The organism is Sporosarcina luteola (assembly GCF_023715245.1).
GTDB classification, from domain to species: Bacteria; Bacillota; Bacilli; order Bacillales_A; family Planococcaceae; genus Sporosarcina; species Sporosarcina luteola_C.
Genome location: NZ_JAMBNV010000001.1, coordinates 2006626 through 2030935 on the forward strand (window position 1 = coordinate 2006626; position 24310 = coordinate 2030935).

Annotated in this window: 24 protein-coding genes; 8 read left to right on the forward strand and 16 right to left on the reverse strand. The window is 44.5% G+C overall.

Features of this window, described 5'->3' with window-relative positions; genetic code table 11:
• Positions 1-78: 78 nt before the first annotated feature.
• Complete coding sequence (gene cyoE / locus M3152_RS09675; RefSeq protein ID WP_251694922.1) at positions 79-996, reverse strand: heme o synthase; 918 nt, start codon at positions 994-996, stop codon at positions 79-81.
• Between the two features lie 324 nt (positions 997-1320).
• On the opposite strand from cyoE, the gene M3152_RS09680 reads away from it, so the two are divergent.
• A complete protein-coding gene (locus M3152_RS09680) occupies positions 1321-2226 on the forward strand; it encodes a COX15/CtaA family protein (RefSeq protein WP_285847013.1) in 906 nt (301 codons plus the stop codon).
• Positions 2227-2277: 51 nt separating this feature from the next.
• Here M3152_RS09680 and pyc read toward each other — a convergent pair whose 3' ends face one another.
• The 3 genes from pyc to M3152_RS09695 all read right to left on the reverse strand — a co-directional run bounded on the left by pyc (position 2278) and on the right by M3152_RS09695 (position 7434).
• Positions 2278-5715, reverse strand: a complete 3438-nt coding sequence (pyc, locus tag M3152_RS09685) for a pyruvate carboxylase (protein ID WP_251695308.1) — start codon at positions 5713-5715, stop codon at positions 2278-2280.
• Between the two features lie 25 nt (positions 5716-5740).
• A complete protein-coding gene (locus tag M3152_RS09690; protein ID WP_251694923.1) occupies positions 5741-6907 on the reverse strand; it encodes an FtsW/RodA/SpoVE family cell cycle protein in 1167 nt (388 codons plus the stop codon).
• Between the two features lie 245 nt (positions 6908-7152).
• Positions 7153-7434, reverse strand: a complete 282-nt coding sequence (locus tag M3152_RS09695; protein ID WP_060205154.1) for a YlaN family protein — start codon at positions 7432-7434, stop codon at positions 7153-7155.
• A 191-nt stretch (positions 7435-7625) separates the two neighbouring features.
• Here M3152_RS09695 and M3152_RS09700 point away from each other — a divergent pair, with 191 nt between their 5' ends.
• Entirely contained in the window at positions 7626-8126 is a 501-nt protein-coding gene (locus M3152_RS09700) for a peptidyl-prolyl cis-trans isomerase (protein WP_251694924.1), read from the forward strand.
• A gap of 32 nt (positions 8127-8158) precedes the next feature.
• Entirely contained in the window at positions 8159-8362 is a 204-nt protein-coding gene (locus tag M3152_RS09705; protein WP_251694925.1) for a YlaI family protein, read from the forward strand.
• Positions 8363-8630: 268 nt separating this feature from the next.
• Here the strand turns inward: M3152_RS09705 and M3152_RS09710 are convergent, their stop codons facing one another.
• Both M3152_RS09710 and typA read right to left on the reverse strand, forming a co-directional pair.
• The gene (locus M3152_RS09710) at positions 8631-8963 is read right to left on the reverse strand and encodes a YlaH-like family protein (protein ID WP_251694926.1); all 333 of its coding nucleotides are present in this window, start codon (positions 8961-8963) and stop codon (positions 8631-8633) included.
• A 67-nt stretch (positions 8964-9030) separates the two neighbouring features.
• Positions 9031-10872, reverse strand: coding sequence for a translational GTPase TypA (typA, locus tag M3152_RS09715; protein WP_251694927.1), 1842 nt, complete (start codon positions 10870-10872; stop codon positions 9031-9033).
• A 97-nt stretch (positions 10873-10969) separates the two neighbouring features.
• Here typA and M3152_RS09720 point away from each other — a divergent pair, with 97 nt between their 5' ends.
• Positions 10970-11155 (forward strand): YlaF family protein, encoded by a 186-nt coding sequence (locus M3152_RS09720; protein WP_251695309.1) that lies wholly within the window; start codon positions 10970-10972, stop codon positions 11153-11155.
• A 41-nt stretch (positions 11156-11196) separates the two neighbouring features.
• Here M3152_RS09720 and M3152_RS09725 read toward each other — a convergent pair whose 3' ends face one another.
• Positions 11197-11988, reverse strand: coding sequence for an inositol monophosphatase family protein (locus M3152_RS09725; RefSeq protein WP_251694928.1), 792 nt, complete (start codon positions 11986-11988; stop codon positions 11197-11199).
• A 138-nt stretch (positions 11989-12126) separates the two neighbouring features.
• Positions 12127-12324, reverse strand: a complete 198-nt coding sequence (locus M3152_RS09730) for a hypothetical protein (RefSeq protein ID WP_060205169.1) — start codon at positions 12322-12324, stop codon at positions 12127-12129.
• 159 nt (positions 12325-12483) lie between these two features.
• On the opposite strand from M3152_RS09730, the gene M3152_RS09735 reads away from it, so the two are divergent.
• Complete coding sequence (locus M3152_RS09735) at positions 12484-13110, forward strand: YktB family protein (RefSeq protein ID WP_251694929.1); 627 nt, start codon at positions 12484-12486, stop codon at positions 13108-13110.
• Between the two features lie 37 nt (positions 13111-13147).
• Here M3152_RS09735 and M3152_RS09740 read toward each other — a convergent pair whose 3' ends face one another.
• The 8 genes from M3152_RS09740 to M3152_RS09775 form a co-directional block, all read right to left on the reverse strand.
• The gene (locus M3152_RS09740) at positions 13148-13420 is read right to left on the reverse strand and encodes a UPF0223 family protein (protein ID WP_251694930.1); all 273 of its coding nucleotides are present in this window, start codon (positions 13418-13420) and stop codon (positions 13148-13150) included.
• Between the two features lie 18 nt (positions 13421-13438).
• On the reverse strand, positions 13439-14395 hold the full coding sequence (locus M3152_RS09745; protein ID WP_251694931.1) for an NAD(P)H-dependent flavin oxidoreductase: 957 nt from the start codon (positions 14393-14395) through the stop codon (positions 13439-13441).
• Between the two features lie 16 nt (positions 14396-14411).
• The gene (locus tag M3152_RS09750) at positions 14412-15266 is read right to left on the reverse strand and encodes a polysaccharide deacetylase family protein (RefSeq protein WP_251694932.1); all 855 of its coding nucleotides are present in this window, start codon (positions 15264-15266) and stop codon (positions 14412-14414) included.
• A gap of 148 nt (positions 15267-15414) precedes the next feature.
• Positions 15415-16827 (reverse strand): dihydrolipoyl dehydrogenase, encoded by a 1413-nt coding sequence (gene lpdA / locus M3152_RS09755; protein WP_251694933.1) that lies wholly within the window; start codon positions 16825-16827, stop codon positions 15415-15417.
• A gap of 4 nt (positions 16828-16831) precedes the next feature.
• Complete coding sequence (locus tag M3152_RS09760; RefSeq protein ID WP_251694934.1) at positions 16832-18181, reverse strand: dihydrolipoamide acetyltransferase family protein; 1350 nt, start codon at positions 18179-18181, stop codon at positions 16832-16834.
• Between the two features lie 39 nt (positions 18182-18220).
• Positions 18221-19198, reverse strand: coding sequence for an alpha-ketoacid dehydrogenase subunit beta (locus M3152_RS09765; RefSeq protein WP_251694935.1), 978 nt, complete (start codon positions 19196-19198; stop codon positions 18221-18223).
• A 3-nt stretch (positions 19199-19201) separates the two neighbouring features.
• Complete coding sequence (gene pdhA, locus M3152_RS09770; RefSeq protein ID WP_251694936.1) at positions 19202-20317, reverse strand: pyruvate dehydrogenase (acetyl-transferring) E1 component subunit alpha; 1116 nt, start codon at positions 20315-20317, stop codon at positions 19202-19204.
• 262 nt (positions 20318-20579) lie between these two features.
• Positions 20580-21221, reverse strand: coding sequence for a YkyA family protein (locus tag M3152_RS09775; RefSeq protein WP_251694937.1), 642 nt, complete (start codon positions 21219-21221; stop codon positions 20580-20582).
• Between the two features lie 136 nt (positions 21222-21357).
• On the opposite strand from M3152_RS09775, the gene def reads away from it, so the two are divergent.
• From def to rnjA, 3 genes are all read left to right on the forward strand, one after another.
• Positions 21358-21915 (forward strand): peptide deformylase, encoded by a 558-nt coding sequence (gene def, locus M3152_RS09780; protein WP_251694938.1) that lies wholly within the window; start codon positions 21358-21360, stop codon positions 21913-21915.
• A gap of 293 nt (positions 21916-22208) precedes the next feature.
• Positions 22209-22418 carry a DNA-dependent RNA polymerase subunit epsilon gene (locus M3152_RS09785; protein ID WP_251694939.1) on the forward strand — a complete coding sequence of 70 codons (210 nt, stop codon included), beginning with the start codon at positions 22209-22211 and terminating at the stop codon, positions 22416-22418.
• 5 nt (positions 22419-22423) lie between these two features.
• Positions 22424-24091 (forward strand): ribonuclease J1, encoded by a 1668-nt coding sequence (gene rnjA / locus M3152_RS09790; RefSeq protein ID WP_251694940.1) that lies wholly within the window; start codon positions 22424-22426, stop codon positions 24089-24091.
• The last annotated feature ends 219 nt before the right edge of the window (positions 24092-24310 follow it).

The window sequence follows — 24310 nt, forward strand, 5'->3', positions numbered from 1 at the left end:
TCTAAAAAAATGTTTTCTTCAATGAGGACTGTTGACCTCTCTATAATGAATTCCTGTCAAAAGAAAGAATTCCAACGGTTAGATGAATATCGAAAAAATGATCATTGCGACAAATAGGATTGTCATGTAGTTCAAGGAGAAGATGAACATGGATGTCGCCCACTTCAAATCATCCTTCGCTTTGAATCCTTTAATCGAAAAATACAACCACCCGATATTCAAGGCTGTTGCCAGCACAATGAATCCGATTCCAAGTTCCATAAGAAGGAACGGCAATGGGAACAATAGGAGAATCCACCCTAAAATCGACTTCTTTGTTCGTTCAAAGCCTTTCACGACTGGAAGCATCGGAATGCGGGCTGCCCGGTATTCTTCCGTCCTGCGCATCGCCAACGCATAAAAATGCGGCGGTTGCCATGCAAACATGATTAAGAAAAGCGCCCATGCACCCATGCCTAATGTCGGTTCGACCGCCGCCCAACCGATCAATGGCGGTATGGCTCCAGAGATGCTTCCTACAACCGTATTGCTGACATACTTTCTTTTCGACCACATTGAATAGAGTACAACATAGCTGAACACACCTGCAAGTCCCCATAGTCCTGCCGCCGGTGATGCAGTGAATAACATCACTTCGCCCAACGCAATGAAAGTGAAAGCCAGTGCCAAGACAGCCGGTGCTTTAAATCTACCGGTGACCGTTGGACGTGACTTTGTTCTTGTCATTATGGGATCAATATCCCGATCAATGAGATTGTTCAAAGCCGCCGAGCCGGCGATAATCAATCCGGTACCGAAAAGCCCATACAGTAATAAATCAAGATTGCCGATAAAGCTTTTTCCAGTAAATTGGAATGCGAGAAACAAGCCAGTAAAAGCTGTAATCAAGTTTGAATTTACGATACCGATTTTAATAAGTGCTAAAAAATCCTTCAATATGGAAGTCGATTCGATATCCGGCTCAACGGATGAAGAAATCGCTCGACCGTTTGACATATGTACCCTCCTTTCAAAGATGTCGGCAAGGACCGCTATACTTAACTATATCGAATTCCGGTAATAATTTCTATACATAACCCGAAATTGCCCCGATATATGAAGTATACTGTCTTTATAAATTGTTTTGCCCTATCTATAGTAAATCATTTCCGTATGCCTTTTGTGAAGTTAAAGGGTCTATTTTATGAACAATTTGTGAAAAAGAGCTAGGACAAGCTCTATTTAGCCATTTTGCGTTGTTTTTTTACCTTTTTTTCGCTATCATCAACAAACGGGGCCTTGTTTCTCATGGGTCATCATTTCTTAAAGTAGGTGTCTTGTTTGCGATTTAATAGATATTTAAAATGGTTCGGAGTCGCGTCCACGATCGGAATGCTTTTAATCCTGCTGGGCGGGGCTCTAGTTACGAAGACAGACAGCGGGATGGGATGTGGGAGGCATTGGCCAGGGTGTAACGGTCAATTGATTCCGGATGAAATCACGCCGGAAGTCCTAATTGAATTTTCGCATCGTGTCGTTACTGGTTCGGTTGGAATATTGATCGTTGTCCTGGCGATTTGGTCATGGAAGGCTATCGGACATAAAAGGGAAACAAAACTGCTTTCCTTTTTGGCAATATTCTTCCTGATTTTGCAGGCATTGATTGGAGCAGCGCAAGTTCTATGGGGACAAGGAGATTTTATCCTTGCACTGCATTTTGGCATCTCGCTCATTTCATTTGCTTCTGTTCTTCTTCTTACATTACTAGTTTTTGAAGTTGATCAGAAATTCGACGCAGACAAGTTGACAATCGGAAAGACACTCAGATTCCACACGATAGGCGTCACCATCTATTCATATTTCGTCGTTTACACAGGAGCGCTGGTACGCCATACCGAATCGGAATTGAGCTGTACGGATTGGCCGATGTGTAAAAATGGGGATTTCTCTTTACCGGCTAACTTCTGGGAATGGGTGCAGATGAGCCATCGGACAGCCGCCGCGTTGATTTTCATATGGCTCGGGATTATTGCCATCCATGCAATCCGCAACTATAAGAGTCAGCGAGTCATTTATTGGGGTTGGATCACTGCATTCATACTGGTATCACTGCAGGTGTTGGCGGGTGGAGCCGTCATTTTGACACGCCTGAATCTTTATTTGGCTTTAGCCCACTCGTTGTTCGTGATTCTCCTGTTCGGCTTATTAACTTATATGGTGCTTCTCGTTTCGAGAAGCAGGCAGTAGAAAATATTAAAGCACCCGCTTGTAATTCCAAGCGGGTGCTTTTTTCATTCATTAATGTTCTAGCTCTAGAAGGAGGTCGCCTGTTGAGATGGCGTCGCCTGGGGAGACGAGGATCTCTTTGACAGTTCCATCAAATGGAGCTTGGATTGTCGTTTCCATCTTCATCGCTTCTGTAATGAGCAGATGCTCTCCTCTTCTTACTTTTGCTCCCTTGGAAACCGCCACTTTCAAGACAGTTCCCGGCATAGTGGCCGCAATGTGTGAGTCATTTGAAGGATCCGCTTTTTGCTTGCGGGCGACATCGGATTCCACATTAATATCTTGAATGATGACTTCCCTAGGCTGGCCGTTCAACTCGAAGTAAATGATTCGCGTGCCATCCGTCTGTGGTTCACCGATGGAAACAAGCTTGACAATAAGCGTCTTCCCTCTTTCGATTTCCACTTCAATTTCCTGGCCAAGCCTCATCCCGTATAGGAATTCCGGTGTGTTGATAACGGAAATGTTTCCAAATTCCTTTTTCATCACGGAATATTCTTCGAACACTTTCGGATAGAGTGCATATGCGAGAGCATCTTTCATCGTGGAAGGGTGTCCTAGAAGCTCTTCAGTCTTCAACAGGAGCGCGTCAAAATCCACGTCTTCCAGAAGTTCCCCTGGACGAACAGTGATCGGCGTCCTCCCCTTCAGAACGACCTGTTGCAATTCTTTCGGAAATCCACCATACGGCTGGCCTATATAGCCTTCGAAAAATTCGATAACCGATTCCGGGAAGTCGATGGATTGCCCGCGTGAGATGACGGTTTCTTCATTCAAATCGTTTTGAACCATGAATAATGCCATATCTCCTACTACCTTGGAGGAAGGGGTCACTTTTACGACGTCTCCGAAAAGCATATTGACGCGCGAATACATCTCTTTGACTTCTTCCCATCTTTCTCCAAGACCGACAGCCTTGGCCTGCTGCTGCAAGTTAGAATATTGGCCTCCCGGCATTTCGTGAACATATACTTCGGAATGCGGACTCACCATGCCGCTTTCGAAGTTTTGGTAATACTTCCTGACATCTTCCCAGTAAAACGATAATGATTCCAGTGCACCGACATCTGCCTTCACTTCGCGCTTGCCGTTTTGCAATGCGTAGAATAATGAGCTTGCGGATGGCTGTGACGTCAAGCCAGCCATTGAGCCGAGCGCCGTATCGACGATGTCCACTCCGGCTTCAACCGCTTTAGCGTACATATAGATGCCATTACCGCTCGTATCATGGGTATGCAGATGAATAGGAATATCAACAGTCGCCTTTAATTCGGAAATAAGGCGATATGCAGCTTCAGGCTTCAAGAGGCCAGCCATATCCTTCAAGGCTAGAATATGAGCACCTGCCGCTTCAAGCTCCTTCGCCATTTCCTTGTAGTATGCGACAGAATATTTCGCTCTGGAATCATCCAGGATGTCCCCTGTATAGCAAAGCGCAGCCTCTGCCACTTTCCCTACCTGGCGGGTCTCGTCGATCGCCACTTCCATTCCCTTAATCCAGTTCAGGCTGTCGAATATCCGGAATACGTCAATGCCTGATTCAGCTGCTGTTTTGACAAATTCCCGAATGACATTATCGGGATAATTTGAATAACCGACCGCATTCGCTCCACGGAAAAGCATTTGGAATAATACGTTCGGAATTTGCTCCCGAAGCTTCATAAGACGTTCCCACGGATCTTCTTTCAGGAAGCGGTATGCAACGTCAAATGTCGCCCCTCCCCACATCTCGAACGAGAACAGATCCGGTAGCAATCTTGCTGATTCAGCCGCGATGTTTGTAATATCCGAAGTACGGACACGGGTTGCGAGCAATGATTGGTGAGCATCACGGAATGTCGTATCCGTAAGCAGGACGTCATCCTGCTCCTTTATCCATTGAATCAGTCCTTCAGGGCCTTTTTCATCCAGTATCTGCTTCGTGCCTGCAGCTGGCGGAACTAATAGGTCAACTTCAGGTTTCCTCGCTGAATGGAATAACGGTTTCGACTGCTTTTCAATTCCCGGAAATCCGTTGACGGTCACATTCCCTAAATAGTTCAAGATTTTTGTACCGCGGTCTTTTCTAACCGGAAACTCGAATAATTCAGGAGTCGTATCGATGAAGCTTGTATCATAATTTCCTGTCAGGAAGCTTTCATGACGGACGACGTTTTCAAGGAACGGAATATTTGTCTTAATTCCCCTGATCCGGAATTCCTGCAAGTTCCGATCCATTTTTGCAGCTGCATCTCTGAAAGAAGTTCCCCAAGTCGAAACTTTGACGAGCAGGGAATCATAGTAAGGCGTGATAACAGCCCCCTGGAAACCGTTGCCTGCATCAAGGCGGACACCGAAGCCCCCTCCCGACCGGTAAACCATAAGCTTGCCAGTATCCGGCATGAAGTCATTTAACGGATCTTCCGTCGTCACCCTGGATTGGATTGCGTAACCGAACAGTGGAATGTCTTCCTGCTCCGGTATGGCTGCTTCCCCTTCATGGAGATTCCCGCCATTCGCGATATGGATCTGCGCATGGACGATATCGATTCCCGTCACCATTTCGGTAATCGTATGCTCCACTTGAATGCGCGGATTCACCTCGATAAAATAAAAGCTTCCATCCGCAACGAGGAATTCAACCGTCCCCGCATTAATATACGAAATGTTCTTCGCCAGTTTGACAGCTGCCTCGCATATTTCATGACGAAGTGCTTCTTCCAAGGAAATGGACGGTGCAATTTCCACCACTTTCTGATGACGGCGTTGAATCGAGCAATCGCGTTCATACAGATGCACGACATTGCCGTATGTATCGCCTAAGATTTGAACTTCAATATGTTTTGGCTTATTAATGTATTTTTCCACGTATACTTCATCCGATCCAAATGCCGATTTAGCTTCAGATCTCGCGCGTTCAAACGCCTCAAACACTTCGTCCGCGGAATTTACAATCCGCATTCCCCTGCCGCCGCCACCTAACGACGCTTTAATGATAATCGGATATCCGTATTCCTCACCGAATGAAGCGACTTCCGCTACAGAAGAAACAGGTCCGTCCGTGCCTGGGATGACCGGGATACCTGCCTTGATCGCTTGATCCCTTGCCTTCACTTTATCTCCGAACATATCAAGATGCTTAGAAGTAGGTCCGATGAAGATGATGCCCTCTTCTTCAAGCCTGCGGGCAAACTCCTCGTTTTCAGCTAGGAAGCCATACCCAGGATGGACAGCATTCGCTCCCGATGACTTTGCGATCTTAATGATTCCTTCGATATCCAAATAGGCATCGATCGGTTTTTTGCCCTCTCCTACTAGATAAGATTCATCTGCTTTGTAACGGTGGAAAGAACCCCGATCTTCTGCCGAATAAATCCCGACAGTCGGAATCTCCAATTCGGTACACGCACGAAAAATACGAATAGCGATCTCACCACGGTTCGCTACGAGGATTTTCTTAATCTGACCCATTTCCACCATGAAAGCACTTCCTTTTCTATTTGTTCTTTTGATATTTTGTGAACATTGACACATTCATCAATATTCCTAAAGACAAAGATAACAGAATCATTGAAGTTCCGCCATAACTAATAAAAGGCAATGGAACTCCGGTCAGTGGAATAAGTCCTGTTAAGCCGCCAATATTCACAAAGGTTTGAACACCAATGACGCTTCCAATTCCCGCTGCAAGCATACGTGCTTGAGGGTCTTTCGTCTGCATCGCGATGTATAGAGCGCGCAATACGATGAACCCTAACCCACCAATGACAATTATCGTACCGAAAATACCGGTTTCCTCCGAGATGACAGCCATGATGACATCCGTTTGCGGTTCCGGCAAATAGCCCATTTTTTGAATGGAGTTTCCTAGACCGAGACCTTTGATGCCACCTGCTCCAATTGCGATATATCCATTTGCAATTTGATAGCCAGAGCCTTGTGCATAATCAAACGGATTCAAGAACGACAAAATTCGTCCTTTCCTACCATCCGTAATGATTGTGTTTCGAAACAAATATAGAATTCCTGCAACAGGAATCATAGCCAGAAATAAAACGCCACTCAATTTCGAGAAAGCCCTAATTTTTATGCCGCTCGCTGCAATGACAGATAGAGCACCCATAATGATGATGAAAGATGTACCAATATCAGTTTCCATCATGATTAATCCGATTGCCAAAATAAGGATGCTGACAGGCGGACCGATTGATTTATTAATGGAGTCGAGGGTTCCCGCTTCATATTTCTTTGCAAATACGCTTGCGAAGTAAACGATGATGACTAGCTTCGCAACTTCTGAAGGTTGGATGCTGCCGAATCCGGGCAACTTAATCCAACTTTGTGCGCCGACATGATCACCGGAGCCAAGGAAATGGACGATCACAAGGAGTATAAACATGACAACAACCGAAGTGATCATCAATTTCTTTCGTTTATAGTTCTGAAAAGGAAAAAAGGATGCAAACAGGAAAGCCGGTATGGCAACTGCTAAATTGAATAATTGTCTCTTATAAAAATGATCAGGCTCATAATCATATACATTGACCGCCCATACCATACTAGAACTATAGATCATCACTAGCCCGAAAAGGCAGAGAACTAGATATACAGTGAATAGTGGATAATCAAAGCTCCGCAACATTTTTTTAAAGTATCTTCCCATCGTACTTCACTCAACTTTCCTATCAATTTCGCCTCGGCGAAATTGCGTCCAAATTTTGAATTGCGCTTGAGGGCGACAGGATGTAGGTCATGCAGTCGTTGCGACAGGACGTCGCGCACTTAGACTACCTTCCATAACTCCCTTCAAAATCCGTGACATCCGCAGGAGGCTTTAACTTTCTTTAGCATAAGGCTGAAGAAAGTTAAATAAAAAACTCAAACCAGTAATGAGTTTGAGTCTTTCGTTTATTTTTTTGTATATAGCTCGTGCAAGACATTCATCTCTTTTTCAAGCAATGAAAGGATTTCCTTCCCTTTCTCACGCTCAATCAAGCCAAGTCTGACAGCGAAGTCAATCTCCTTGGATAGGCCGTACATTTGTGTGTCTAACACTTCCTCATAAAGTGGGCATTGAGGCATCGTCAAATGATCCATCTGTACTTTTATGAGTTGTGCAATTTTATCCGCATCAGCTTGTAGCTGTTTCAATGCTTTTTCCTGATAGGTTTCCTGTAATTCAATATCCATGAGGACGCCCCCATTCACCTATTATCCTTGCGTGGTGATTATGAATAAATTGTATCTTTCAAGAAGGTAAATTGCAAGTGTTTCCCTTAGGAACAGGATGCCTAAATTCAATGGCTTCCCACTTTCAATCGTAAGCGTTATACTATGAACTATATGAAAACGCTCAATTAGTGTTGTAGGAGGCTATTCAATTGGAATCGATCATTACGATAAAAGGCAATGTTAAGCACTCGATCACGCTCGATCCGACAGTTTGGATCTTCGATGATCGTAAAGTCGACTTAACTACTTATTTTACAGAAGAGTTCGTTGAAAGAGATGAAGAAGAAGAGTATAAGAGAAGCATGGGTAAACATTGGTCCCGTGAAATCATGGAAGGTGCTACTTTCCCGCCAACATTAAAAACAGAAAAGAAGTTCGACAGACAAAAGATGGTGACCGGTACATTCGGCATTTCACTCGACCACTTTGTTAAAAATGCGGTCCCTTCTGAAGACGCTAAAACAATCACTTTTTTTACATTGGATGGAACTGAAGAAACTTTTCCTGTTTCAGAAATTAGTAATTTCCTACTTAAATTCAGCCAGGACGGCAAGCCATTGACGGAAGACGGACCAGCCCATCTGCTGTTGAAGGATGGTTCGAATATCGAAAGGCCTTTACGAAAAGTCACTGACATCGTCATCGACTGACACATTGGACCTTATTTAAAGGAGTTGAGGTTATGCGAGTCAAATGTGTCCTTTGCGACGAAATTGGACAACTTATAGATGATGCCCCTCTCGCGAAGAAATTGAGGAATCATCCGATCAATACGTATATGTGTGAAAAGTGCAGCGAGCGGATTACAGAGCAAACAAACGTGAGACTTTCTACTGGAAGGTTCATTTTCCACCGCAGCTCACATTCTGCAGAAGAGAATTTCTAATAAGAAGGGGTTGCTCGGAAAGTCATTTAAACAGACTTTTTGTGGCAACCCCTTCTAAAATTAGATCAGTTATTTTTCGCCACGGTGATTTCCGTTTCAGACGGACGCTTTCCAGGGGGGGCGGACGGTGAGTCGCTACGCTCCACTGCGGGGTCTCACCTGTCCCGCTTATCCCCCAGGAAAAGCCGGAACGAAGAACGGCTTTTGCGAACAACAGCGAAGCGTTGAGAGCATATCCTTGCAGATATTTAAAAAGAAAACTCCACCGTCAAACGGTGGAGTTTTCTTTATGTTCATTCATTCTGCGAAGCCTATAGATGATCAAAATAAGCGCCGCAACGATAAGGCCTTCCACAATCGGAAGGAATATGGCAAAAAACGTCAAGATGATACATCCTACAAATAGGAAGCTATAGACGACTACGTTTTGCCAAAACTTTATTTTCCTTGCAAAACCTAACTTGTAAACAATGGCGGATAGGATGAATACAACTGCGAACAACAAAATCCCAGTTACTGAAGATGATGTCAGCTCATAAATCATTCGAACAGTTGGAGACATGGCTTCGATTGTATCTGCATCCCCGATAGTACCATTCATGTAGCACATTCCCTTCTAAACAAAGCGATTGTACGCATTCTTTTTTACTACCTTTAGTCAGTAAAAATTACTCACCGAGTTTTTTCTTCTTTTGTGCACGCTCACGTTCATTTTTATCAAGAATTTTCTTCCGTAGACGAATCGACTGCGGAGTCACTTCACAATACTCATCATCTCCAACATATTGCAAAGCCTCTTCCAATGAAAGAATCCGTGGCTTTTTCGATGTCACTGTTTGGTCTTTCGTCGCAGACCGAACATTTGTCGCTTGTTTGGCTTTTGTCAGATTGATTGTCAAGTCCGTATCACGGTTGTTTTCACCGACTACCATACCTGCGTAAATTTCCGTACCTGCTTCGACAAACATGACACCGCGATCTTCCAACTGCATTATACTATAACCGGTCACTGTTCCCGTTTCCATCGATACAAGCACTCCATGTCGACGGCCGCCGACTCTGCCTTGCGCTACAGGCTTGTAGGAATCAAATGTATGGTTAATGATTCCGTACCCTCGTGTAAGTGAAAGGAATTCTGTCGAATAGCCGATCAAACCACGTGCAGGTACTAAGAAAATCAAACGGACTTGTCCATTTCCGTTATTGATCATATCTTGCATTTCGCCTTTACGCTCACCGATCGATTCGATTATTGAACCTGTATATTCTTCCGGCACATCAATCTGTACGCGTTCGACGGGCTCTGAACGTACACCATCAATCGTCCTGATAATAACTGCAGGTTTCGATACTTGCAGTTCGAATCCTTCACGACGCATATTTTCAATCAAGATTGAAAGATGAAGCTCCCCACGTCCCGATACGACCCACGCATCCGGTGAATCCGTCGGTTCAACACGTAATGAAACGTCAGTCTGCAATTGCTGTTCAAGTCGCTCTTCAACTTTTCTCGCTGTCACCCATTTGCCTTCTTTTCCGGCAAAAGGACTATTATTGACTAGGAATGTCATTTGCAGTGTCGGCTCATCGATATGAATTGCCGGCAACGCCTCAGGATGATCAATCGGGCAAACTGTTTCACCGACATCAATATCTTCCATCCCAGAAACAGCTATCAAATCTCCTGCATAGGCTTCTTGGATTTCAATTCTCTTCAACCCAAGGAATCCATACATCTTCGTCACACGGAAATTTTTTGTTGATCCGTCACGTTTTATGACCGTTACTTGCTGGCCTACTTTCATCGTACCTCTAAACACTCGTCCAATACCAATACGACCTACATAATCACTGTAATCGAGTAATGATACTTGGAACTGTAACGGTTCTTCACGGTTATCGACAGGGGCAGGAATTTGTTCAACAATCGCGTCATATAGCACGCGCAATGTATCTTCCTGTTCTGCAGGGTCCGGTGAAAGACTTGCTGTTCCATTGAAACCAGAAGCATAGACAACCGGGAATTCAAGTTGTTCATCATTTGCATCCAATTCTATAAATAATTCGAGCACTTCGTCGACTACTTCTTCGGGACGCGCAAAATCACGGTCAATTTTATTAACAACAACAATTGGTTTCAAATTCGATTCCAATGCTTTTTTCAATACGAATCGGGTTTGCGGCATACATCCCTCATAGGAGTCGACGACTAACACGACACCATCAACCATCTTAAGGATCCGCTCAACTTCCCCTCCAAAATCAGCATGTCCAGGTGTATCAAGAATATTGATTTTCGTGTCTTTATATTCAATTGCTGTGTTTTTTGCCAGGATGGTAATACCACGTTCACGTTCAATGTCACCCGAGTCCATGGCACGCTCTTCTACATGTTCATTCGACCGGAAAATTCCGGATTGCTTCAAAAGTTGATCGACTAACGTTGTTTTTCCGTGGTCTACGTGGGCAATAATCGCTATATTACGTAAATCATTACGATGATTTGTCATGTTTTCACTCCGTTATCTATTATCAGATGATTAACTGTGTTATTATAGCACATAAGAACAATATTAAAAAACATTTTTATTCGGGAGATGTTTCATGTTGAAGGATATTAAATGGGTTTTCGTCTTTTATTCTCTTGCCGCGGTCGCAGCAATGAGCGGAATCGGCATTGCAGTCGGCATGCGTAGTATCCCGGTTGCCATTGCCGCTATCCTCGCTCTTATCTTCGTCATGGGTAATGGTTTCAAAACAAAGAAAAAAATGCGGGAACAAGGCATTCTTTAAGTAAATACCTGAGAGGGGCTGCAATTTGGCAGCCCCTTTTTTTATTTGAGTTTAATATAATTTCTTAGTATTTCGTCGTGCAAGCCCGGCCTAGCAACGATGAACGTGTCTTGTCCGAGCAAATGCGGTTGTTCACCTTTCAAATTCGTAGTGACCGCCCCCACTTCCTGAGCAATGATCATGCCTCCTGCAATATCCCATGGAGATAACCGCAAAGACAGATACGCATCGATCCTGCCTGATGAAACATATGCAAGCTCAATAGCTGCCGAGCCATACGACCTCGTCCCCCTACAATTCTGCACCATTTCCGCAATCGGTCCATTTTCAACTCTCCGGTTGGGCGCAACCCAGCTTGCATTCACACCGATGACCGCTTCCGCAAGCGGCGTGTTCTCTAGCACTGGAAGCCTTTCATCATTGAAGTACGCACCTTCATCTTTAACTGCGTGATAAAAATCATCATTCATCACATCATACACATAGCCGAGCATGCCGATTCCATCGGCATAAATACCAAGGGAAATCGCAAAATTCCTTTTCTGGTGGATGAAATTCGTTGTGCCGTCAATTGGATCAAGCATCCAGATGATCCCTTCCAACGATTCAATTTCGTCACCAAAGCCCTCTTCTCCTAAAATCCTGTGATTAGGGAAATCTTTGTTAATCCGATGTATGAAGAATTGTTCTATTTCACGGTCGATATTCGTCACAAGGTCATTCGCTTCTGCTTTCGAATCAACATCAATCGTACTAAAAAACGAAATCCTGATTTTATGCCCGGCTTCTTTTATTAACGATTTTGCATACCGGTCAATAGCTCCCCAATTCATGTCAACACCTCGTCATCTACATGCATGTTAATTTATTATAGCATACTGCCTATTCTCAAACAAAAAGGCACCTTAACACTGTCTCCCCAGGTTGAAGAGTCTCAGTGCAGGTGCCTAATTCGGTTCAATGACTTCCTGTTATGCAAAAGCATTGAAAGTCTCCAACTCACCATGTATTTCAGTGAGTCTGGTTTTACTTTTCTCGACTTGCTTGGAGTCATTCTCTTGCACAGCATCATATAATGTTGCTAGCTCATAGTCCAATTCAAGATGCAGAAGCTTAACATACTCCTTTTCGATTTCGGCTTTACGGATAATGTGAACGACTTGCTTCATTACTAACACCCCTTTTAATGTGATTTTCTTCAACGATGCATTTACTTACTTCTAACTTATGCTGTCCGAGTTGCTTTGGTTAGTTATAAGCCTTCTTGTATAAGATTGTTCCCCATTTTCTGTTACGATAAACGTGGATATTGAAATGGAGGGATTAAATTGACGCAAGGTTTTTGGACAACGGAAGATTTTAATGTCTTTTCCATTGAAGGATTGGAACATAGAATGCATGCACTTCAAACAAAGATCCAACCGAAGTTTGAAGTGATTGGCGATCAAATTTCTACATACTTGTCTTCCCGCGGGACAGGGGAGTTTTACCCGCATGTTGCGAAGCATGCTAGGAGGACCGTCAATCCGCCGAATGACAGCTGGGTCGCATTTGCACCTGCGAAACGTGGATATAAAGCACTGCCCCATTTTCAGATTGGATTATGGGGAACCCATCTTTTCATCATTTTAGCTGTCATTTACGAAAATCCCGATAAAAAGGGAATCGCGGAAAGGCTTAGCAAGAATGCTACCATGATTACTTCTTTGGCCGATGACTTTGTAATTTCAGGCGACCATATGAAGCCGGAAGCCTTTAAGGTGGAGGAAATCGGGATGGAAGGCATTGAAAGCTTATTGGAAAGGCTGCAAACTGTAAAAAAAGCAGAATTCATCATAGGCAGGCATCTATCCCGCAACGCTGCGACAGAGCTTTCACAAAAGGAGTTCTTCGATTTTGCGGAAGAAACAATTGATCAGCTTTTTCCGATATACGATATTGTCATTGGTGCGTAAAAAGAGGGTGGATGCATAGTTATGCATCCGCCCCCTTTCATTTACCGGTTAAGGAATCACCGTCACGGCCTTCTTTTGCCTTTTTGACAATACGGTAACTGTTAAAGCCGCTCGCTTCTTCGAACTCCTTGAAGATCGTCTTTTCTTCCGCCATGGAAGGGACGACTTTCTTGAACGCCTTATAGGCATCCATGAATTCTCCTCTCGCTATTTGCGTTTCGTGCGCTTTCTCCACTGCTTGAAAAAACGCGACTACGTCAATGATTTCTTCAGTCGTCCAATGGTGACTGAGAGGATAATTATAATCCATTTTATTCTTCACCTTTCCTTATGCCCATTTACTTCTAATACCTTGAGCCTGCTCAACCATGCGGCCGATTAATTCTGCTACAGCAGGAATATCATCAATCATGCCGGCAACCTGCCCGGCCCATCCGAAACCGCTTTGCTCATCTCCGTTGTGGATGAATCGACGATTGGCGCCACCGCTAATATAATCCTTCAGTTTATCATAATCAGCATTTTCAGCTTCCATACGTAAAATCTTTTCCGTCCAACTTCCCGCGAGCGCTCTTGCAGGAGCTCCAAGTGAACGTTTAATGACGACGGTACCCGTTTCCTCTGTTTGAAGTAGGGCTTGTTTATACTCGATTGAAGCATGGACACATTCTTTTGTCGCTATGAAACGTGTACCCATTTCAATCCCTTCCGCGCCTAATGCATGCGCGGCCATCCAGCCCCTTCCGTCTCCGATACCTCCAGAAGCGATGACTGGGATCTTCACTGCATCTACCACTTGGGGAACTAACACCATGGTCCCAATATCTTCACGGCCTAAATGGCCGCCTCCTTCATGTCCAACAACCATTACAGCGTCCGCACCTAGCGATTCAGCCTTGACCGCTTGTCTTTTGGCAGCGACCAATACAAGCTTCTTCACATCAGCACCGCCGACATAGTCAAAGAAAGGCGACGGATTTCCGCCTGTTACCGAAAGAACCTTTACCTTCTCATCCAAAGCGACGTCCAGCATGTGCTCATATGGACGTCCATGCTGACCAATTGCAAAATTGACTCCGAATGGTTTAGCCGTCATCTCCCTGAGCTTCCTGATTTCTGCACGCAGCGCTTCCGGTGAATCCAAGCTCATTGCTGTTATTTGACCAAGTCCTCCCGCTTCAGAAACCGCTGCAGCCAACTCCGCATAGGCAAGATAGGCCAATCCCCCTTGAATGATCGGATATTTAATCCCCAGCAAATCTGTGACTCTCGTATTCCATTCCACAATGCTCTCCCCTTACTTATCCCCGTTGTTCATCATCCAATCCCTTAATGAGTTTCGGATCTACAAATTCATATCCTTTGTCCCTTAAACCGTTTACGATTTCTTCCAATGCATCAGCAGTCCAATCCCTATCATGCATCAACAAGTTGGAGCCGTTACGGAGAAGTTCCGTATTCACCATAATATCCGCAATTCTTTCCTTCGTCATATACTCTTTCTCGAAATCGTAGCCATATGACCAGTTCATTACTTGCATCCCTTCATTTAAAGCAAAAGCCTTGCTGAAGTCAGTATTCGCGCCGAACGGAGCTCGGAAAAACCGCGGGCGTTCACCGGTAATTTCTTCTACTAGGTCATTGACAGAAATGATCTCTTCCCGTTGTTCTTCCTCAGACAACGTTTTCAAATTCGCATGTGTCTGCGTATGATTCCCAATCGTGAATCCCATATCATGAATTTCTTTTAGGATCGCTTTCTTTTCATCCGTTGCAATAAAGTGGCCATTGACAAAGAAGATGGCGGGAGCGTCTAGTTTTTTTAATGTTTTCGCCATGTCCAGCGCCCTTTTGTCAGGTGCATCATCGATTGTCAGGAGTACAACTTTCGGATTCGCATCTCCGATAGGCTGAATGGAGAATGTTTTCGGATTCAGTTCGTATTGTGGAATTTGCTCAACCGGTTCATCTTGCCCTTGTGATTCGCCATCTACATCTATTTTCTGTTGTTCTTCATCTGATTCGAACTGTTCTGCATTCTCCTCCACTAGAGCTGATTGTTCATCATTATCCTTGTTTTCCTTTGTTGCTTCTTCGTTGCACGCTGCCAATAACAACATGGAGAGAAGCGATATGTATAGCAAGCCTTTCTTCATCGTATCCTCTCCTATCCCTAAGTATCCAAGTGATTGTTTTCATCCTATCACGATTTGGAAGACGCCTTCAAACGAAGTGATGTAGCAAGAATGGGAAAAGCGTCTGAAAGGCTTATCATACCTTCAGACGCTATCATTCTATCTATACTTATTTAGTGATCATATGAATCGGTTTTCCAAGTGCTACTTCAGCAGCTTCCATGGAAATCTCACCGAGTGTCGGGTGTGCGTGGATAGTCATTGCAATGTCTTCCAACGTCATTCCAGCCTCGATTGCAAGACCAAGCTCCGCGATCATGTCGGATGCATTTTCACCGACGATTTGCGCGCCTAGTAGAAGACCGTCTTCTTTGCGTGATACAAGTTTAACGAATCCATCAGTTGCGTTAAGCGCAAGCGCCCGGCCATTTGCAGCAAACGGGAATTTGCCCGCAACAACTTCATAACCTTCTTCTTTTGCTTGTTGTTCATTCAAACCGACTGTAGCAAGCTCAGGGTCTGTGAAGCAGACAGCAGGGATTGCCATATAGTCGATCTCGGATTTCTCGCCAGAAATTGCTTCCGCGGCAACTTTCGCTTCATAAGAAGCTTTATGCGCAAGTTGTGCTCCGGAGACGATATCACCGATTGCATAGATGTTTGGAATGCTAGTACGGCATTGTTTATCAACATCAATCAGTCCGCGTTCAAGGAATTTGACGCCCATTTCTTCAAGACCGATTTCATCAGTGTTTGGACGGCGACCGACAGTTACAAGAACAAAGTCCGCTTCGACTTTTTTCTCTTCACCTTTTGCTTCGTACGTAACAACAACGCCTGTGTCAGATTCTTCAACACCTTTAGCAGATGCCTTCACAACGATTTCTACGCCTTTTTTCTTTAGGCCTTTTTTAACGATTTGCGTCATTTGTTTTTCGAAGCCGGCAAGGATGTCATCGGCCCCTTCGATAATCGTCACTTTGGAACCGAGGTTTGCATAGGCTGAACCAAGTTCCGTACCGATATAACCGCCACCAATGACAACAAGATGCCCAGGAACTTCTTCCAGATTGAGTGCACCCGTGGAATTGATTACACGTTTCGAATACTTGAATGAAGGAATTTCAACCGGACGTGAACCAGTCGCGATAATCGCATTTTTAAACTTATACGTCTGTGATGATGTCTCATCCATCACTTTTGCCGTGTTCGCATCAACGAAGTACGCTTCGCCTTTGACGATATCCACTTTGTTCCCTTTTAGCAATCCTTCAACGCCGCCTGTCAATTTCTTGACGACGCCGTCTTTGAATGCTTGCGCTTTTGAGAAGTCAAGCTTTACATCGGTCGCTGTAATTCCCATATCATCGGAATCTTTTGCGGATGCGTAACGATGCCCTACTGAAATAAGGGCTTTCGAAGGAATGCAACCTACGTTGAGACAAACTCCGCCGAGATTTCCTTTCTCGACGATTGTAACTTTCTGTCCTAACTGAGCTGCGCGGATTGCCGCAACATATCCTCCGGGGCCGGATCCTACAACAAGTGTATCCACTTCGATTGGAAAGTCTCCTACTACCATATGCTTACGCCTCCATTAATAAAAGTTCTGGATTACCGAGCAATTTCTTAATGTGGTTCAGAGCCTGCTGTCCTGTAACACCATCAATCACCCGATGATCGAATACCAAAGATAATGCTAACATAGGTGCGGCAACAATTTCACCATTTTTTACTATCGGCTTTTCAGAAATGCGCCCGATTCCGAGAATTGCAACTTCCGGATGGTTGATGATCGGCGTGAACCATTGTCCACCTGCCGAGCCGATGTTTGTGATCGAACAAGATGCGCCCTTCATTTCAGCGGGACTTAATTTGCCATCCCGTGCTTTTTCAGCGAGTTGGCTGATCTCCTCTGAGATCGCAAAAACTGATTTGCGATCTGCGTGCTTGATGACCGGAACAAGCAATCCACGGTCCGTATCTGCGGCAATACCGATATTATAGTAATGCTTTTGGACGATTTCCTCTTTTTCATCATCGAGAGATGTGTTCAATTGAGGGAATTCACGCAATGTAGATACGAGTGCCTTCACAACATATGGAAGGTATGTGAGCTTAATATCTTTTTCAGCAGCGATTTCCTTGAATTTCTTGCGATGCGCAACAAGTTCCGTCACATCGATCTCATCCAACAGCGTCACATGAGGTGCCGTATGCTTGGAATTGACCATCGCCTTGGCAATTGCCTTCCGGATTCCAGACATTTTTTCACGTGTTTCAGGGAAGTCGCCTTCCAATGCGATAGGCGCTACAGGTTTCGCTTCTTTTTCTTTCGTTTGCTCGACTACGGCTGATTGAGCCTCTTCGGCAACTTGAGAAGCCTTCTGTTGACCGCCGTTTAAGAATGCTTCAATGTCCTCTTTCAAGACACGGCCATTTTTACCTGTCCCTTGCACTTGACGGATATCAACTTCCTGTTCACGAGCGAACTTACGGACAGATGGCATGGCAATAACACGACGTGAGGGCACATCGCCTGTTTGCCCTTTTGCTGCAGGTGCAGCAGCTTGTTTCAGTTCAGGCTGATCCTTCTGCTGTTCTTCTTTGTCGATTTCTTGCCCTGCCTCAGCTGTTGCCTGGACTTGGGCTTCAGTCTCTTCTGTGCCTTCTTCCGCTGCGCTATGGCTTTCATATCCGGGAGCGTCAAAACGGATTAAGACGTCACCAACGACAGCGACTTTACCTTCTCCGACAAGAATATCTTCTACTGTACCCGTTACAGGGGATGGTATTTCTACAACTGCTTTATCGTTCTGGATTTCAAGAAGCGTGTCATCTTCATTGATTTTATCGCCTTTCGCGACAAACCATTTTACGACTTCACCCTCGTGTATTCCTTCCCCGATATCAGGTAAACGGAATTCATATGCCACAAGATTCACCCTTTCTTAGTATCAGAGCCAAACTCCGAATCAGAATGTCAATACTTTCTTAGCTGTTTCAATAATATCTTTCGCGTCCGGCAACCAAGCGTTCTCACCTTGAGCAAAAGGATAGACCGTATCAGGTGCTGTTACACGCAAAACTGGTGCTTCCAGGCTCAAGATTGCACGTTCCGTAATTTCAGAAACAACATTCGCTGCAATTCCTGCTTGTTTTTGTGCCTCTTGGACAACGATCGCGCGGTTTGTCTTTTCAACAGAAGCGATGATCGTTTCGATGTCCAATGGCTGAATCGTACGCAAGTCGACCACTTCTACGGAATAGCCTTCTTTTTCAAGCGCTTCCGCAGCTTTCAGGCTTTCATGGACCATTGCGCCGTACGTAATAATTGAAAGGTCCGTACCTTCGCGCTTCACATCTGCTTTTCCTAACGGAATCGTGTATTCTTCTTCAGGAACTTCCTGCCTGAATGAACGGTAAAGCTTCATATGCTCTAGGAACACGACCGGGTTCTCATCGCGGATTGCAGAGATCAAAAGACCTTTTGCATCATAGGGCGTTGATGGGATGACTACTGTCAGACCTGGTTGGGATGCAACGATCCCTTCAAGGCTATCAGCATGCATTTCAGGAGTTGCAACGCCGCCGCCAAATGGGGAACGGATTGTTACAGGCGCGTTGTATCTTCCGCCAGTACGGAAAGATTGACGAGCCAATTGGCCGCTGACAGAGTCAATCACTTCAAAGAGGAATCCGAAAAACTGGATTTCCATGACCGGACGGAAGCCAGTTAGTGTCAACCCAACCGCGAGTCCGCCAATCCCTGATTCAGCAAGCGGCGTGTCAAATACACGCTCCTCACCAAATTCTTTTTGCAACCCTTCAGTTGCGCGGAAAACACCGCCGTTCACCCCAACGTCTTCACCGAAGACGAGGACGTTTTCATCATTTTTAAGCTCCGAACGCATTGCATCGGTAATCGCTTGAATCATCGTCATTTGTGCCATCGGTTACTTCGACTCCTTCTCTGTATACAGTTCAAATTGCTCTTGCAAATTGGATGGCATATCGCCTTTGTACATTATTTTCATAAAATCGGTCACTTTTTGTTTTGGTGCAGCATCCGCCTTTTTAATGGCTTCTTTAATATCCTCTTTCGCACGTTCGATTACTTCGTTTTCCTTCTCTTCATTCCAAATGCCTTTACCTTCAAGGTATTTACGGAATCGGATGAGAGGATCACGTTTTTCCCATTCGGTATCTGTGTCAGATGTACGGTAACGGGTAGGATCATCTCCTGCCATCGTATGTGGACCGTAGCGGTAGCACATTGTTTCAATCAGTGTTGGGCCTTCTCCATTAACGGCACGTTCCCTTGCATCGCGCGTTGCAGCGTATACAGCAAGCGCATCCATTCCATCAACAAGAATGCTCGGAATCCCAGCCGCAATACCTTTTTGAGCAAGCGTTTTCGCAGCTGTCTGCAGTTCACGAGGAGTGGAAATCGCATATTGGTTGTTTTGAATAACGAAAATCGCAGGCGAACGATATGCTCCTGCAAAGTTGATCCCTTCATAGAAATCACCTTGTGAAGTACCGCCGTCACCCGTATACGTCATTGCCACTGCTTTAATTCCACGTTTTTGGAAGCCGAGAGCGACACCTGCAGCTTGAATATATTGTGCGCCGATAATGATTTGCGGAAATAACACATTTAACCCTTCAGGAAACGCGCTTCCTAAATAATGTCCTCGGGACCATAAGAACGCCATATGTAATGGTAAACCGTGGAATATGAGTTGCGGGACATCGCGATAACCCGGCAAGATGAAATCTTCCTTTTCAAGCGCAAAGTGGGATGCGAGTTGTGATGCTTCCTGACCTGCTGTCGGTGCATAGAATCCAAGCCTTCCTTGGCGGTTCAATGAAATAGAACGCTGATCCAAAATTCTTGTATAAACCATCCGCGTCATCAATTCTGTCAATTGGTCATCAGACAAATTCGGATCCGCGTCTTTATTCACAATCTCGCCTTCTTCGTTCAAGATCTGGAACATTTCAAACTGTTCTTCAATCGAATGAAGCGTTTTCACCGGGTCGAACTGCTTTGCTTGTTTTGCAGCCATGCGGCACCTCTCCTTTATATCTGTATTATTTTTAAGTGTTTCTAATAATGATACAACCGTCTTCACTAATCAGTATACTTAAAGAGGACTAGTAGGTCAATCACTGTTGTTCTTAGCGTTACGGAAAGATTGCGTATTCCGAATTATAGCAATTACCAATACTGTACTACTACAATATATCATCTGTATTATAATAGATTAACGAAAAAGATTAACGAAAAGAAAAAGTGGAGTCGCAATGCCTCCACTTTACCCATTTCCTTTATTCTTCTTGTTCTAAACTTGAAAACACATCTTCTTTTAGTGAATTAACTTCTTTCGTCGCTTCATTGAACTCAGCTATTGCGGTTTGAACGATACCATTTTGTCCGTTCACTTCTTCCACCTTCTGTTTCAAGTCTTCCAGTTTAACATCTTCAGAAGATAGCATTCCGTAAAATTCTCTTTGAATGGAAGCAAGCTTTCTATACTCTTCGATAAAAGTGGAATGAAGAGCATATCGCTTCAACGCTGCTTCTTTCAATTCCAAAATTTGACCCCTCTCGGAATCGGATGCATTCTCTGCAATTGTGTCAAGTTCACCGACAAATTCTTCTGCTTTTTTTATAGCAATTTCCTCTTTATCTAAATGGGTAAGTCTCTCATCTAACAGTTTGTCCAATTCATCGATTTTGGAACGCAGTTTGTCTACGTCTTCTTTCGTCAACTCCATCGTTTCGGTAAAAGTCTTCTGTTCAGTTTTTTCTAGTTCGGTTAATTTACTCTGCGTGTCACGATATTCAGTTTCAGACTCATTCATTTTCGTCAAAGCTTCAGAAAGTTGCTTTTCCGTCGACTGCCCGATACTGCAGCCGGATAATGCTAATATGCCCATAGCAACTAAGCTTACAAGTTTTTTATTCATTGAATTTCCTCCAATCTGAGTTTCACTATAACTGTATCCATAAAGCTTTTCAAGCTTGCACAAAAACCTTTACCCTATTTTCCCCGTTGGCTTATAATAGGTGTACAGCATGGTTTATTGAAAGGAAGAATACGTAATGATTTTAATGGAAGATATTATTCGCGAAGGCCATCCGGCACTCCGTAAAGTAGCCGAGGAAGTGACATTCCCTTTGGCGGCGGATGAAAAAAAGCTTTGTAATGATTTACTCGAATATGTGATAAATAGTCAAGATGATGAAATTTGTGAACGATATGGCCTGCGTCCAGGCATTGGCCTTGCAGCTCCGCAAGTGAATGCCTCAAAAAGGATCTTCGCTTTGCATATTGAAGAGGATGGAAAGAAACCGCTCAGTATAGTCGCTGTCAATCCTAAAATCGTCAGCCATTCAGTAGAAAGAACTTATTTGACATCTGGTGAAGGCTGTCTTTCTGTGGACCGTGATGTAGCCGGTTTCGTTCCTAGGTATGCGAGGATAACTGTGAAAGCATTCGATCCGGAAGGCAAGGAATTCAAAATGAGGCTTAAAGGACTTCCCTCCATTGCCTTCCAACACGAACTGGATCATTTGAATGGCGTCATGTTCTACGATCATATCGATCCTTCGGCCCCATTCAGAGTAATCCCGGACGCCACTCCTTTTGAAAGGGAATAATTCAAAACTTGACAGAAATTTCGAACTCCTGTATAATGACCTTAAGGAGTGATATGCCCATGTACAAGCGCCTCAAACGTAAATGGTTAAAACGGCTCAATGGCATACTCGGCAAAAAGACGATCGCATAGACATACGCCCGCCAACCCAATTGGCGGGCTTTTCTTTACATATGATTTGCTGTTACATATTAGATGAAGAAGGTCGAAGAAGGTCATCATAGTTTATTTTAAACAACTGACATGCTAAGATGAAGAGAAAGATTCAAACGAACGTAAAAAGGAGAGTTTATCATGATTTACAAAGTCTATTATCAAGAAAAAGCAACACAAGTACCAATTCGTGAAAACACAAAACAACTGTATATTGAAGCCGATTCTGAAAGATCCGTCCGCGAAAAGTTAAAGAACCGGGATTACAATATTGAACTGATTCAGCTACTGGAAGGCCAACATCTCAAATATGAGCAATCATCCCCTCATTTTGAGCTAGAGCAGGTCTGAGAATTATGAAACTAATAAAGAATAATGAAACTGCCGTTTTCGCCCTTGGCGGACTTGGAGAAATCGGCAAAAACACATATTGTGTGCAATTTCAGGACGAACTCATCCTCATCGATGCAGGCATCAAATTTCCTGAGGACGATTTACTTGGAATCGACTACGTAATTCCGGACTATACTTATTTGGAACGGAATATCGAAAAAATTAAAGGTCTTTTCATTACGCACGGTCACGAAGACCATATCGGTGGGATTCCCTATTTGCTGCGCAAAATCAACATTCCCGTCTACGGCAGTAAATTGGCTCTAGGACTACTCCGTAACAAGCTTGAGGAACACGGCCTTCTCAGAACGACGAAGATGATTGAGTTCAAGGAAGATGACGTATTCAAATTCAGGAAGACATCCGTCTCCTTCTTCAGGACAACCCATAGTATTCCGGACGCATTCGGAGTCGTCGTCAAAACACCTTCAGGCAACATCGTCCATACAGGTGATTTTAAATTCGACTTCACACCTGTCGGGGAACCTGCAAACCTTGCAAAAATGGCGAAGTTCGGAAGCGATGGTGTTCTCTGTCTCCTATCCGACAGTACGAATGCCGAAGTGCCAAACTTCACGATGTCAGAAAGGAAGGTCGGCGATAGCTTGAATGAAATCTTCCGGAAAGTTGACGGAAGAATCATCTTTGCAACTTTCGCCTCCAATATTCACCGACTGCAGCAAGTAATTGAAGCAGCTGAACGTTATGGCAGGAAAATCGCCGTATTCGGCCGAAGCATGGACAATGCAATCACAATCGGACGGGAACTCGGGTATATCAATGCACCAAAAGAATTATTCGTTGACACCCAGTCGCTTAATCGGCTTCCTGCCAGCGAAGTGATGATCCTTTGTACAGGGAGCCAAGGAGAACCAATGGCTGCACTATCCCGTATTGCAAACGGAACACACCGTCAAGTGCAGATCCAACCAGGCGATACGGTCATCTTTTCGTCCTCGCCGATTCCTGGTAATACGTTGAGTGTCAATAAAACGATTAATGCTTTGTTCCGTGCGGGCGCAGAAGTCATTCACGGCGCACTGAATAACATCCATACATCGGGCCACGGCTCACAAGAAGAGCAGAAACTGATGCTCCGCTTGATCAAACCAAAATATTTCATGCCGATCCACGGAGAATACCGCATGTTGAAGATGCATAAAGAACTTGCCGTCGGTTGCGACGTCGAACCGGACAACGTCTTCATCATGAGCAACGGTGATGTGCTCGCATTGACGGAAGATACAGCACGAATTGCCGGGAAAGTCCCTTCAGGAGACGTGTACATCGACGGCAGCGGCATCGGTGATATCGGAAGCGTCGTATTGCGAGACCGTAAAATCCTGTCGGAAGACGGCTTGGTTATCGTTGTAGCGACTGTCGACAAAAAGCGAAACAAAGTCGTTTCGGGACCTGATATCATTTCACGCGGATTTGTGTATATGAGAGAATCCGGAATGATGATCAGCGAAGCGCAACATCTCCTTTCAAAGGAATTGAACAAGAAACTCGCAAACTCTTCTGCAGAGTCAGGTTCATTGAAAAGCGATATCATTGATATACTATCACCTTACTTATATGATCAGACAAAACGCAGACCGATGGTTCTCCCGGTTGTCATGGAAGTGTGATAATGTAATTAAATGCCCTTATGTCTCAACACGACATAAGGGCATTTATTATTTGTGTTTATACTTTATTAGGATTGAAGCGGATGGTGGCGACTCCTGGGGGATTAGCGGGACAGGTGAGACCCCGCAGGCGTTTGCGCCGAGGAGGCTCACCGCCCGCACCCCGGAAAGCGTCCACCTGGAGCGTAAATCCGGTTTAATTTCGCAAAAAAGCCCCTT

Bases quoted from the DNA above. Each gene is read 5' to 3' on its own strand.
- M3152_RS09705 (WP_251694925.1), top strand. From the start codon at position 8,159: ATGCGAGTCAAATGTGTCCTTTGCGACGAAATTGGACAACTTATAGAT.
- cyoE (WP_251694922.1), bottom strand. From the start codon at position 996: ATGTCAAACGGTCGAGCGATTTCTTCATCCGTTGAGCCGGATATCGAA.
- M3152_RS09785 (WP_251694939.1), top strand. From the start codon at position 22,209: ATGATTTACAAAGTCTATTATCAAGAAAAAGCAACACAAGTACCAATT.
- pdhA (WP_251694936.1), bottom strand. From the start codon at position 20,317: ATGGCTGCAAAACAAGCAAAGCAGTTCGACCCGGTGAAAACGCTTCAT.
- M3152_RS09725 (WP_251694928.1), bottom strand. From the start codon at position 11,988: ATGAATTGGGGAGCTATTGACCGGTATGCAAAATCGTTAATAAAAGAA.
- M3152_RS09690 (WP_251694923.1), bottom strand. From the start codon at position 6,907: ATGGGAAGATACTTTAAAAAAATGTTGCGGAGCTTTGATTATCCACTA.
- M3152_RS09695 (WP_060205154.1), bottom strand. From the start codon at position 7,434: ATGGATATTGAATTACAGGAAACCTATCAGGAAAAAGCATTGAAACAG.
- M3152_RS09750 (WP_251694932.1), bottom strand. From the start codon at position 15,266: ATGAAGAAAGGCTTGCTATACATATCGCTTCTCTCCATGTTGTTATTG.
- typA (WP_251694927.1), bottom strand. From the start codon at position 10,872: ATGACAAATCATCGTAATGATTTACGTAATATAGCGATTATTGCCCAC.
- M3152_RS09730 (WP_060205169.1), bottom strand. From the start codon at position 12,324: ATGAAGCAAGTCGTTCACATTATCCGTAAAGCCGAAATCGAAAAGGAG.
- M3152_RS09775 (WP_251694937.1), bottom strand. From the start codon at position 21,221: ATGAATAAAAAACTTGTAAGCTTAGTTGCTATGGGCATATTAGCATTA.
- M3152_RS09710 (WP_251694926.1), bottom strand. From the start codon at position 8,963: ATGAATGGTACTATCGGGGATGCAGATACAATCGAAGCCATGTCTCCA.
- rnjA (WP_251694940.1), top strand. From the start codon at position 22,424: ATGAAACTAATAAAGAATAATGAAACTGCCGTTTTCGCCCTTGGCGGA.
- M3152_RS09740 (WP_251694930.1), bottom strand. From the start codon at position 13,420: ATGGATTATAATTATCCTCTCAGTCACCATTGGACGACTGAAGAAATC.
- lpdA (WP_251694933.1), bottom strand. From the start codon at position 16,827: ATGGTAGTAGGAGACTTTCCAATCGAAGTGGATACACTTGTTGTAGGA.
- pyc (WP_251695308.1), bottom strand. From the start codon at position 5,715: ATGGGTCAGATTAAGAAAATCCTCGTAGCGAACCGTGGTGAGATCGCT.
- M3152_RS09765 (WP_251694935.1), bottom strand. From the start codon at position 19,198: ATGGCACAAATGACGATGATTCAAGCGATTACCGATGCAATGCGTTCG.
- def (WP_251694938.1), top strand. From the start codon at position 21,358: ATGATTTTAATGGAAGATATTATTCGCGAAGGCCATCCGGCACTCCGT.